The organism is Exiguobacterium sp. s35 (assembly GCF_018617535.1).
GTDB classification, from domain to species: Bacteria; Bacillota; Bacilli; order Exiguobacteriales; family Exiguobacteriaceae; genus Exiguobacterium; species Exiguobacterium aestuarii.
In genome coordinates this window covers 1628934-1642312 of sequence record NZ_JACSKI010000001.1, presented here as the reverse complement: position 1 = coordinate 1642312, position 13379 = coordinate 1628934, and the positions used below count along the sequence as shown (strand labels likewise).

Here is a 13379-nt window from a genome sequence, read left to right as displayed (position 1 = left end):
ACAAAGATGAGAAAATTCGTAGCGCTCGACATTGGCGGGTCGTTTATCAAGTACGGTGTGTTGACGGAAAATGCAATCTTTATCGAAAAGCATGAAAGCATGACCGAAGCCGATCAGGGCGGGGCTCACATCTTAGAGAAGGTGACGGGCTTCATCCGCGACCTGCAGACGCGTCACGACGTACAGGGAATCTGCATCTCGACGGCAGGACAAGTCGATTCGAAAGAAGGCGTCGTCGTCTATGCCTCGAAGTTGATTCCGGCGTATACAGGTACCCGATTGAAGGAAGCATTGGAGGCGACGTTCAGTCTGCCGGTCGAAGTCGAAAACGATGTGAACTGCGCAGGACTGGCCGAGTCGTGGATCGGGAGCGGCAAAGGGGCGAAAAGCTTATTCTGTCTGACGATTGGAACCGGGATCGGAGGCAGTTACATTCTCGACAACAAACTCCATACGGGACATAGCTTCAGTGGGGGCGAGATCGGATATATCCCGATCGAAGGATATGCGTTCGAAGAATTGGCGTCGACCCGTGTCCTCATCGAACGTGTCGAGGCGAGAACGGAACAGACGGGACTGAACGGGAAAGACGTGTTCGAGATGGCACATGCAGGTAACCCGATCGCCATCGAGGAGATTGATCGCCTCGTCTATTACTTGTCTAAAGGGATTGCGACGGTGACGTATATGATGAACCCCGAAAAAATCATCATCGGCGGCGGGATCACGGCGCAAAAGGACTATCTGTATCCCCGCATCATGAAGCAACTCGCTGCCGACATCATCCCGGCCATCTTGGAGAAGACGACGATCGAAATTGCCCGCAACTTGAACAATGCCGGTATGATCGGGGCGCTTCGTCACTTCTTGCTCCAGGAATCGATGCGACCGCTCCGAAGCATCACGACGATCATCGAGTCGAACCATCATCGCTTCACGAAACGCGAGCAGCTCGTCGCAGACTTTATCATCCAGAACCTCGAGGCCGTTCCGAACAAGACAATCACGGAGATGTCCCGTCAAATCAACGTCTCGGAAGCGACAATCACCCGTTTTTGTCAAAAGCTCGAGTTCGGGTCATACAACAAATTGCGCCTACTCGCCAAAGAGGCGACCGTCAGCAATCGCTATTATGGCCCTTCGAATATCGATGGGCTCGATGACATCAATGAGGCGTACTTCATGATGATGAAGAAATACGAATCGTTGTACGACCAAAAAGCGATGAACCGCCTGAAGGAAGTGCTTGAATCGACGAACCAGGTCGTCTTATACGCGACGGATGAGTGGTCACCGCTCTTACCCGCCATCAAGATGAAACTATTGGAGTTCGGCGTCATGACGGACGGCTTCTCGGGCGCTCAAGCCATTCAATTGTCGAAACGAGCGATTCGCCCCGAGACGCTCGTCATCGGACTCAGTCGCGATGGCTACAGCGAGGAGGTCATCGACGGGTTGACGCATGCGAAGCGAATCGGTGCGGTCACCGTCGGTCTATCGACACAGAGCGATTCGCCACTCTTCTCTGTCTCGGACGTCCGGTTGACCGTCGCCTCGACGGAAAATGCGAATGTGACGTCGATTCGGGAAGTGGCACTGTTTTATCTATTAGATGTCATCACGCACACGGTTCGGGTGGAAGAGCCGAGCAGTGAGACGATTTGAGGTGTGACGATGAAGATCGTATATGTACCGATTGATGAACGACCATGCAATGTCGACGTGGTGCAGCGCATCGTCGGGGTGACCGACGAGGTGACGCTACTGACACCACCCGATCATGTATATGGTTATAAAAAAGAAGCGGCCGACAAATTCAGGATGCGGGAGTGGGTGCACAGTGTCAAAGACTGCGACGCCTTCGTCCTCAGTGCGGACATGCTTTGCTACGGTGGACTGTTGCCGTCACGTCTTCATCATATGACCGAGGCGGACCGTGACACGTTCATCGAGTGGATGCGAACGCTTCGGCGTGAGACGGAGGCACCGCTCTATGTTGCGACGATGATCATGCGTACCCCAAAGTATAGCTCGGATGACGAAGAACCTGACTATTATGGACAATTTGGTGCGGAGATGTATCGACGTGCCTGGTTACGGGACCAAGGGGAGCGGGACGGACTAATCGAGGAAGAACAGGGCGAACTCGCAAACTTGAATGAGTTGATTCCGACTGAGCACGTAGTGGATTATGAGACGAGACGTGCCTTCAACCGTTCCATCAACGAGGCGATGATTCAACTCGTTGAGGAAGGGGTCATCGAACGATTGTTCATCCCGCAAGATGACAGTGCCGAATATGGCTATACGTCGATTGATCAGACCGCAGTGCTTCAACATATTCAAGAGCGCCGAGTCTTCACGAAGGTTCATATGTATCCGGGTGCAGATGAAGTGGGAGCGACGATGGTCGCTCGGGCCTTTTTGGACCGTCGGGGAACAGCGCCACGTGTGTATCCGATTTGGAGTAGTGTCCTCGGTCCGACGTTGATCCCGATGTACGAAGATCGACCGTTCATCGAAAGCATGTATGCTCACCTTGATGCGATCGGTTTGAAGATTGCGGAGCGGATGGAAGATGCGGATCTCATGCTCGCCTACAATGTACCGGGACGTGCGATGCAAGAATCTTGGGATCAGGACGAGCGCGATGTGACGTACACGAGTTTTCGTCATATGCGTCAGTTCGTCACCCGCATCGAAGCAGCACTGACTGGTGGGAAACGAGTCATCGTCGCCGACAGTGCCTACGCCAATGGGGGAGACCAAGAGTTGATTATGTGGCTCGATGAGTTGAATCTTCTCGAACGGTTGGACTCTTACAAGGGATGGAATACGAACGGGAACACGCTCGGGACAACACTCGCGCAAGGGGTGTTCGCCCAAGTCGGGAAGAACGAGCGGATTCGCGAGAACGTCCTCTATCACGTGCTCGATGATTTTGTATACCAGGCGAAGATTCGGATGAAGATGACCGATACCGTGTTACCCGAATACGGGGCCAACTATTTCGATTTAAACGGACATGCGGAGACGATTTCAAAAGAGCGTGACCGCATGATGACGGAAGTGGCACGACACGTCCTCCGTACGTCATTCCACGAAACATGGACAGTCAACACATCGGCACCTTGGAATCGCATGTTTGAATGCCGATTAGAGTTTGGAGGAACAAACGAATGATTGAACAACTGAGAAGCCAGCTCATTGTATCCTGTCAGGCACTCCCAGATGAACCGCTTCATGGTTCGGCCATCATGGCGCGTATGGCTATCGCCGCAAAAGAAGGTGGGGCGAGCGGGATTCGCGCGAATGGCATCGAAGATATTCAGGCGATTCAAGCTGTCGTCGATTTACCGATTATCGGCATCATCAAGCGAGAATACGATGGTTCGGATGTATATATCACCCCGACGATGGAAGAAGTCGATGCGCTCGTATCGGCAGGTGTCGATTTGATTGCGCTTGATGCCACAAACCGTGAACGTCCGGACGGGTCAACGATTGCGACATTCTTTCCACTAGTAAGAGAGAAATATCCGAATCAACGCTTCATGGCAGATTGTGCCACACTAGAAGATGCGGTCCGTGCCGAACAGCTAGGCTTCGATGTCGTCGCCCCAACGCTCTACGGGTATACCGCGGAGACAGCCGGCAAGAAGGTGTATGAAGGGGATTTTCAATTTTTAAGGGAAATGGTGCAGCTTGTCTCGATTCCTGTCATTGCGGAAGGAAACGTGATCACACCGGAACACGCACGACGCGTCCTTGAGCTTGGGGCATATGCGGTCGTCGTCGGTGGCGCCATCACAAGGCCGCAACAGATTGCGAAGCGGTTTGTGGAAAGGATTCATAGCCTGTCACCAAGATAACGTAGGTGTAAGTCGTTCGAGATGAGGGAATCGATAGGGAACGACTTGATAGGATGGGTGATGGAATGAAACAAGCGACGATTCAAAACACCAATGGCATGAGACTGTCCGCCATCGACTACGGCTGTGCGATGACGGAACTGACGGCCCCGGACCGGGACGGCAAATTAGACTCGGTCATCTTGAAGTATGGGGACGTCTCTCAATACTTAGAAAACCCGGTCTATCTCGGATCGGTCGTCGGGCGGATTGCCGGACGAATCCGTGACGCGGAGATTGATGGCGTCGCCTTGACCCCAAGCGAGGCACCCCATCATATCCACGGTGGTGACAAAGGTATCACGGCTCGCTACTGGGAGATGGATGCGGACGATCAGTGTATCCAGTTCACTTACGTGAGCCCGGACGGGGAAGAAGGGTATCCTGGGAACGTCTTCTTCAAGGTGCTATACGAACTGACGGATGACAATGAACTGATTGTCACGATGACAGCAGAGACCGACCAACTGACGTGGGTCAACTTGAACCATCACAACTACTTCAATCTCGGGGGACGCCCGACCATCCACGACCATGAGCTGACGCTACCAGCTGATTCGGTCGGGGTGCTCGATGCGGATTCGTTACCGACTGGGGAGTTGCGTGATGTGAGTGGGACCCCGTTTGACTTCCGAGACGGGAAAGTGGTAAGAGAGGCGCTCGCGTCGGAAGACGAGGCGATTGAACGGGCTGGTGGACTCGATCATCCATTTATCTTGAAGGATGGGGAGACACGGCTACATGATCCGGTGAGCGGACGGACGATGACGGTCGAGACGAATCAACCCGTCATGATCGTCTATACGGGCAACTTCCTCAGTGAAGAGACACCGGTGACGCTCGACGGCCGCCAAAAACATAGCGCGATTTGTCTTGAGGCACAGGCGTTCCCGGACGCCCCGAACCATCCAGACATCGCAACCTCGATCGAACTGAAACCGGGTGAGCTGTATCACTCTCGGACAGTGTATCGATTTGGGGTGGAATAACGATATTTTGAATATACGGCCAAACGTGACCTTTCCACGCTTGGCCGTATATTTATTTCTGAAATAGTAAATTCTTTTGATTCTAAAAATAGCTTTTACAATCCATACTTCTTTGTGAAATAAAAGGGTGTAAAAATATTTAAATGGTGAATATTATTAATGGGAAATAAAAGTGGATGGAGGATAGGCACATGGGATGGTATGCCGCAATCAAGCGAACGTATTGGACGTGGAGGATCAGCTCCGAGATTCGACGTGAGATTAAACGAATGGAAGTTGCCTTAGGAACATTATCAAAACTCACGAATCACTTGAGAGAGCGCAAAACCCCAATATCACAGCATGAAATTGAAAAAAGTCTTTCGCCTTACACAGAACTTCATGATAGTTGTACCAAGGATGACATCTTGTCTAAAATCGATATGATTCAGACGAGTATCGGGCAAACCACACGCAAACCAACTCATCCGCTTGCTACGCTAGAAACAGATTATCGGAAAAAGGTAGAAGCTTTTCTCTTTGAATTGAACAAACTTCACTTGGTTGCAAAAGAAGTGAATCAACAATTAGAGCGCTATTATCGTGAGCTTATCAACTTTCAAGAAGAGATTGAACAATTAAAATGTGACTATATTGGAGATACTGCTAAGCGTTCATTTCAGGAGAGATATCGCGCTGTAGAAGCATTCTTCAAAGGAACAGATATTGAACAAGCTCAATCGTTTCTTTCAATTTATGCGGATTTAGAAACATCAATTCGAACATGGAACGAGGAGTACGTCGTGAGAGAGATGTCTCATATGAAGCATCTTTTTGATAACATTGATGGAAAGTCGCTCGATTCACAACAACGAAAAGCTGTTGTCGTAGACGAAGATGCAAACTTAGTGGTTGCCGGTGCAGGATCAGGGAAGACGCTGACCATTTCAGCGAAAGTAAAGTATCTCGTTGAGCGAAAAGGAATTCGTCCGGAAGAAATTCTGCTCATCTCATTTACAAAGAAGTCAGCAGAAGAAATGAGAGAACGGATAAAAAGCCGATTAGGAATCAATGTGGACGTCAAAACGTTCCATGGACTAGGGATGGGTATCATTAGCAAACATACGAAAATGAAGCCTCAAATAGATGACAATCTTCATAAAATTATTATGGAATATTGTAAAAAAGAATTTTACCGTCATCCTTTGCTATTACGGAAACTGATTGAATTTTTCGGTTACTATCTCCACATTCCAAAAGGGATGGGGGACTTTGATACGCTTGGAGAATATCACGAGTATCATAAACATCTTGATTTTAGGACGTTAAAAAACTTGTGTCTCGAAAATAAATATATCGACAAGACGATTGCGGCTCAGAAGCGACAAAACGTGACGATTCGAGATGAAAAAGTGAAAAGTCTTGAGGAAGTCATGATTGCGAACTTTCTATTTTTACACGGAGTAAAGTACGAGTACGAAGCCGACTACGAATATCGAACAGCAGACGAATTTCATCGACAGTATCAACCAGACTTTTATTTGCCGGAGTATGGTATTTACATCGAGCACTTCGGGGTCGACAAAAATCAGAGGGCGAAATGGCTCAGTCCGATTGAGGAAAAGAAGTATATAGATGGTATGAAGTGGAAACGTGCTATTCACGAGGTTAACGAAACTACCTTGATTGAGACCTATTCCTATTACACGAGCGAAGGAAGATTACTTGAACAACTCGAGAAAAAATTAAGGCGACAAGGTGTCGTGTTTAAAGAAGTCGAAGTCGTGGAGATTTTTAAGCGTCTATATGATTTTAATAAGAAGTCGTATTTTGATGAATTCGTCAAATTTACTGGAACGTTTCTCACGTTGTTTAAGTCAAATGGCTATAAAGAGGCACAGCTCGATGAATTTGTTAGCGGACTTGATTCGAATAATCCGTTCTTGTATCAGCGTACTAAATTATTTTTAGAGATTTTTCGTCCTATTTATAAGTACTATGAGCAGCAATTGCGACAGTCAAATCAAATCGACTTTAACGACATGATCATTGAGGCAACGTCTCTCGTCAAGTCTGGTCAAGTAAATCTAGATTATCGATACATTATCATCGATGAATTTCAAGATATTTCACTCAGTCGTTTCCGTTTAGTCGAGGCTATCCGACATATGGTGAATGCGAGAGTCATGTGTGTTGGGGACGACTGGCAGTCGATTTACCGTTTTACCGGTGCGGATTTGAGCCTTTTTATCGATTTTGAACGATATTTCGGGAAGAGTGAGATATTGAAGATTGAACGGACATATCGTAACTCGAGAGAGCTTATCAACGTAGCCGGTACATTTATCATGAAGAACGGGAAGCAAATTCGAAAAAACCTTTCTTCACCTAAGAGAACCCAAACTCCGATTCGAATTTTAGGATTTAAAGGGAAAGCTGATCTCGTGCATTCGCTGACTCAGGTAATTGAAGACATCGTGTCAGAAAACGGTGAAGTAACGAGCCTTTTATTGATTGGACGAAACAACTTCGACATCAATTTTTTAGAGCAAAACGCTGATTTTCGAATCTCGCTCTCGAAAAAAGGGGCGGATATCCTTTATGATAAATACCCGAAACTACAAATTCGTTTCTTGACGGCCCATAGTTCGAAGGGGCTCGAAGCGGAAAATGTCGTGCTCGTCAATGCGGCAAACGGAATAATTGGTTTTCCGAACAAGATGGTGGACGATCCTCTCTTATCTCTCGTCTTACAAAAACAGGAGGAACTAGAGTTCGGAGAGGAACGTCGCTTGTTTTACGTTGCCCTGACTCGTACGAAGAACGTCACTTATATCTTGACGCCGAACGAACGTATGTCGGTGTTCGTGAAGGAATTGATTCGTGAACAGGAAGTGCCTTACTATGTAGCTACAGAGAACGGAGATATTGCTAAAACTAAACCGACATGTCCACGTTGTATCGAGGGACGATTGGTGATTCGGGAAAGTAAAAAAATGAATCGTCCGTTTCTTGGATGTAGCCACTATCCAACTTGTTCATATACATTGAAAGATACGGCGATTTTGCATAATCCAATTATTTGTCCATCTTGTAAAGGTTACATGGTTTTGCGTAATAGTAAAAACGGAAAATTTTACGGGTGCTCGAATTATCCTGACTGTCAACATACGATGCCGATGACGTAATAGAGTGTAATATTTTTTCAAAGTGAAGGTTTTTGTCACTTTCTTTGGAAACGTCAAAGTCATTTGGTGAAAGTTCGACGTATGCGAATCGAACTAAAACAGGGTGAGTTGTATCACTCACGGACAGTGTATCGGCTTGGGGTATATTAAGTTCCTGTGGAGGGTTTCAAAAAGGAGGAAATCATGCTTAAACTGGACTTGTTAGAAAATGCGACAAATTCTTTTGAAGAAGCTATTGAATACTTTTTCCGAGCCAAATCAAAGGGAGAGACAAGGCATTACAAATTCTCAATATTACTTCTCGCTCATTCTACTGAACTTTTACTAAAAGAAATTTTAAGAGTAAAGGGACACCCTCTTCTAATCTATTCAGATTTGGATAAATTGAATATTGAACGATTACCTGGAGCACATACAGTGAATTTGGAAAGTTCTTTGAAGAGACTTGGACTGATTGAAGTTACTTTAACTCCTTATGTTGAAGATGTTATCAAAAAAACTTATGCACTCAGAAATAAAATTCAACATTTTGAAGTAGAACTTTCTGAAGAAGAATGTTCTAAGATTGTTTCCGAAGTGATAACTGTAACTAAATATCTGATAGAGGATATATTAGAACTTCAGTTAAATGATTATTTAGAAAAAGAAGGAATTATTGAAGAACTTGGCGAAATTCAATCTATCCATGAATCATATATTGCACTCGCAAATGACAGAATTAAAAAACAAGGACTTACTTTATATAAATACGAGTTGTTTCCAGAAAAGTCATTTAAAATACCTTGTTCTAATTGTGGTGAAAAATATCTTACAACCAATGAAGATGGTTTGATTAAATGTGTTTTTTGTAGGAAGCAATATGAATCAACTCATGACTTATTTCAAAGTGATGAGAACTCTTATGTCAGCGAGTTCTGTGTGGGAGAATTGAATAAACGAAGAATGAGTGAGAAATATAAAATAGAGAGGTGTAAAAGTTGTGGTGCTGATGATTGTTACTATGACGAAAGATTCGATGCATGGTTTTGTTTAAATTGTTTTGAATCGCAACCAAGTATTAGTTGTGCTTCTTGTGGTGAGCCTTCATCCGATGAAATAATTGGTTTTTATTACGATGAGGACTTTAATTTGGAACCAGAATATATTTGTAGAGAATGTGCCAATACTTCTTCAAAATATATAGAAATTCGATAAAGTGTGATGTAAGAATGGAAACCGACAGACTTGTATGGAACAAGTTTGTCGGCTTTTTCATTTACTTGTTGACGACGATATATCATTCAACACATTGATTACTATCTCCCAGAATGAATAGAAGATCAAGTCATCGATGTATGATCTCATCCTAATGTTGAATTAAAGTATCAGACGAAGGAGAAGTATCGCCATCTTTGTCTGAAGTCTGAAGATCATTTTTGATAAACTCATCTCGGCGTGAGTGACAAATTGGAAAATTAAAAAACTGACGAAGAATGTCATACTGAACGCGAATAGTGTTCGAGATTGTTAGAGCATAATATATACGCTTATGCGCTCTTTAAAAATTGAGAAGAGAGTTTAAAAAATTAAATTATCATCCATATTAAGTATTTAAATATATATAAATGAATCAAAATTTAAAAAAATGTTCTTATTAGATAAAATTAACTCTTTTTAACTTTTTTGAAGTTTCATAACTGTTATACCTGTAGAATATGAAGAGAAAAATCATGAACTAAAGGAGAACGAAAAATCAATGAACGTAATCTTATTAGGATCACAATTTCTTGCAGAGAACAGTAATGGAAACTTTTTAAGAACAGTTCTTAAAAGTGTAAATTTAGCAGAATATTCACAAGAATTAAATGAAACGGATAAGTTGAAGATGGAGGAGAGAAATGTTTCAATACATAAATCATACTCAATGTGGGCTGTCAATCAAAAATACAAAAGCATTTTCAAGAAAATAGCTCCTGGCGACATTGTTCTATTTTACTCAAGGAATAGATATCATCATTGCGCTAAAGTGAAATATGTTTTTGAAGGACTTTACCCCGAAATTGCTGAGAGTCTATGGAAAGAAGCTAAGTATGATCAATTGTTTATATTGGAGGATTTGTCAGAAATTGATTTCAGTAGAGAAGTGGTCCATGAAAATATGGGAGAAAAAATTGAGGATAGGATTATTAGTGGTATAAAAATTGCAAGTAATCCGAATCCTGAATTTGTTCGACAGTTACCACTTGTGTTATCGAGACGACAAAACTTGATTTCAGGAGATAAAGGGACCACTGACAAAATTGCAAAGAAAGACTATTTGTCACGAAAAAACTTAATTAAAAAAGTTGCTCAGTTTTATGTAGGGTTTACACAAAAAAGTATAAAGAGCGACACAGACCCAAAAGAAACCCAGTTATTTTTGGGTGTATTTGGAAAATGGGGGAAGGGGAAAAGTTCGTTCATTCACTTGTTGCATGAAGAAGTCAGTAAACAAGCAGAACTTGTTGGAAATAAAAATCAGACGTATATTTTAGCAAATATTGATTGTTCATTAATTGATCAAAAAGAAACACTGTGGCTAAACATACTAAATTCAATAATTGGTGAAATGGAACAAAAAAGAAAAGAAATAAAGAATAAAGAAAAAAAGAATGGTTCTAAAGAATTGAATCCCTTCAACAAGAGAACCTTGATAAAATTACCTGGTTTAAGTAGTTATGAGTTGCGCTTCAATCTTAATAATATTGGTAAAGTATTGTTAGGTAAAAAGTTATTAATAGTATTTTATATTGTGCTAGGGTGTTTAACATTTTTATTAATTGACCCACCAAGTGAATTTAAACTGGATTTAAAAAATACTAGTGGGATAATTACACTTACAATGTTGCTTGTTACTATTATTAAAACTTTTAATTTAAAGCTGGGTCAAATTTTCTTACCCAACAAATACACTCAAACTATGAATTCATATTTTAAAAGTAAAGATGAGTTTGAACAGTTACTTCAAATTACAGATAGACTCTTAAAGAAAGATCATTCAATTCGAATTCTGATTACATTAGATGAAATTGATCGAATGAACAAAAACTTATTACCTGAACTAATGGAATGTTTACAGTTATTTAAAGGGATTAAACAGACAAATCGAGTATCATTACAATTTTTACTCTCGTTTAATCACGATATTGTGTTTCCACACATAGGAAAAAGCTTGACGATGAATGATCCATACCTTTTTGTCAATAGTTTCCCGGAGTCTTTTCTGATTAGAGATACAGTCTATGGTACAACGCGTATAAATTCTTATCAATTAGGTAAAGAGTACATGGATAAATATTTAGATCTCTCTATATATCTTGATGATGTTCCTTCATATAATGATTTAGTAGATAAAATTTTTAGCGTTGATAACGAGATGAATCTACTGGATGTTAGGAATACAAAGAATGAAAATATAAATATAAATTATTTAGTAAATATGGATGAGAAAAACGGAGAAATAGCAGAAACAAAAGAAGACTATCTGGATGATAATTCAAGCAGAGAATATTTAGAATCTGAGATTGTATCATCTTTTACTTTCGAAGAGATTAGTTTAATAAAAAATGCAGTGGAAAAACAAAAAGAGTACGTTGAACCGCGTAAATTAATTCGTTTGAACAATGCATTAATTTTGATAAAAAATCTTGATTTGGATAACTCTGAGCTAACGAAAGAAAGTGAGATAGAGTTAGCTTCATTTGTTTCTGAATTTTTAAATGATTTGAATATTAGTTTAGAAGATGGAAATATTACTCAATATAACTATCAAATTTTTAAAAGTGCTCACTTTTTCCTTGATAAACGCTCGCATTTTAATCCAGAATCTAAAAAACATCTTAATATGTTGAATCAAAAAATGAATCTTCTATTTTTGAATAAAAACAACGAGAAGAAATCAGGAAATAATTAAAAAACTAGATTTAAAAGCAGCTTCAGTTCATTAACCGAGGCTGCTTTTCTCATTTCTGTATTGTAATTTTAGACGTGAATTCCTCATTATTCGTTTCAATGAACTGCCTGGACCAATCAAAGTTCTTCTACCGAGTGTCTTATTGCCTTCATTATCGTTGGGGCCATACTATTTCCTTATCGCGTAAATCGACACAATCATTAGGTGAATCGATTCATAACTCGTATAGTCGATAATATTGATTTCGTCTGTGATGGTCTTATGCATCTTCTCTATACGCTTTTCGATATTATAGACATGAGAATCGTCCTCTATATATTTCTCCGTATAAGGTGTAACGATGGCATCTAGCCTTCTTTCGACTAAATGATTTCTGGATTTGTGCTCGTCGTTCGACACTAGTAATAGCTGAAGCAGACGTAGTTAACCGAGTATACTTTTAATAGTTTGAGGTAGAACGATTTATAGTCTTTGTACATTGCATCCAATAAATCAGATGGATTATATAGATTTGTGTATGTTTGACCATTAGAAGGCATAAAACCGGGCAGCAACTAAGGATTGATAAAATAAGCCGCCTTCAATGCTTGTGCACTTAAGACGAGCTGAGGGTGTGCCGTCTGATACTTCATTTATTGTTTTTTCTTATAACTCATAGAAGGACCGACTTTTCAATCGGTCCCGCGGTGTTACACAGCATAATCCCCATTGTATTGAACGAGTGAGACATCCCGCACTTCCTCGATGTCATTCAATCGGTTCATGAACGCCGTGTTATCGATTTTCAACCTTACTTCGGCCGTCAATTCGACGACGTCTTTCCGGACAATCTTCGACTTGAGCGTGTAGTCGAGCTGCTGCAACTCCCGTCGCACTTCATCGTTCCCGTCCTCATAGTAATGGATGACGAGCAGATAAAGGGTGTCGGTATGTTTCTTACGAGCCAGGCTGACGATGACCGCTCCGATGACGGCGGCGCCGAATAACGTCAGGAAGTATAACCCCGCCCCACTTGAAATACCAGCCGCAATCGCCCAAAACATGAACACGACGTCGAGCGGATCCTTGATCGCCGTCCGGAAGCGAACGATACTGAGTGCCCCGACCATCCCGAGTGAGAGGACGACGTTCGTCGAGATCGTCATGATGACGAGCGATGTGATCATTGTCATGACGAGGAGTGTCGCATTGAAGCTCGGGCTATAGAGGACGCCGCGATAGGTCGTCTTATAGATGAAATAGATGAAGCTCCCCGCAAGGAAGGCCGTGAGTAGTCCGAGCATGACGTCGATGATTGACAAGTTGCCGAAGCTGAACTCGTTTAAAAAGCTGTTTTTGATAATGTCGTTAAAGTTTACGGTTGTGTCCATAGGCTCTCACT

The 13379-nt window shown here is 42.4% G+C and carries 8 protein-coding genes; 7 read left to right on the top strand and 1 reads right to left on the bottom strand.

The window, feature by feature from the left end:
* The first annotated feature begins 6 nt into the window (after positions 1-6).
* From KNO75_RS08345 to KNO75_RS08315, 7 genes are all read left to right on the top strand, one after another.
* Entirely contained in the window at positions 7-1665 is a 1659-nt protein-coding gene (locus KNO75_RS08345; protein ID WP_214821023.1) for an ROK family protein, read from the top strand.
* A gap of 9 nt (positions 1666-1674) precedes the next feature.
* The gene (locus KNO75_RS08340; RefSeq protein WP_214821021.1) at positions 1675-3183 is read left to right on the top strand and encodes a DUF4127 family protein; all 1509 of its coding nucleotides are present in this window, start codon (positions 1675-1677) and stop codon (positions 3181-3183) included.
* On the top strand, positions 3180-3872 hold the full coding sequence (locus KNO75_RS08335; protein ID WP_214821019.1) for an N-acetylmannosamine-6-phosphate 2-epimerase: 693 nt from the start codon (positions 3180-3182) through the stop codon (positions 3870-3872). The genes KNO75_RS08340 and KNO75_RS08335 overlap by 4 nt, the downstream gene beginning before the upstream one ends.
* 65 nt (positions 3873-3937) lie before the next feature.
* Entirely contained in the window at positions 3938-4900 is a 963-nt protein-coding gene (locus KNO75_RS08330) for an aldose epimerase family protein (protein ID WP_214821017.1), read from the top strand.
* A 191-nt stretch (positions 4901-5091) separates the two neighbouring features.
* Positions 5092-8067, top strand: coding sequence for a UvrD-helicase domain-containing protein (locus KNO75_RS08325; RefSeq protein ID WP_214821015.1), 2976 nt, complete (start codon positions 5092-5094; stop codon positions 8065-8067).
* 183 nt (positions 8068-8250) lie between these two features.
* Positions 8251-9261 (top strand): hypothetical protein, encoded by a 1011-nt coding sequence (locus KNO75_RS08320; protein WP_214821013.1) that lies wholly within the window; start codon positions 8251-8253, stop codon positions 9259-9261.
* Positions 9262-9802: 541 nt separating this feature from the next.
* The gene (locus KNO75_RS08315) at positions 9803-11998 is read left to right on the top strand and encodes a P-loop NTPase fold protein (RefSeq protein ID WP_214821011.1); all 2196 of its coding nucleotides are present in this window, start codon (positions 9803-9805) and stop codon (positions 11996-11998) included.
* 689 nt (positions 11999-12687) lie between these two features.
* Here KNO75_RS08315 and KNO75_RS08310 read toward each other — a convergent pair.
* A complete protein-coding gene (locus KNO75_RS08310; RefSeq protein WP_214793289.1) occupies positions 12688-13368 on the bottom strand; it encodes a DUF4956 domain-containing protein in 681 nt (226 codons plus the stop codon).
* Positions 13369-13379 lie beyond the last annotated feature (11 nt).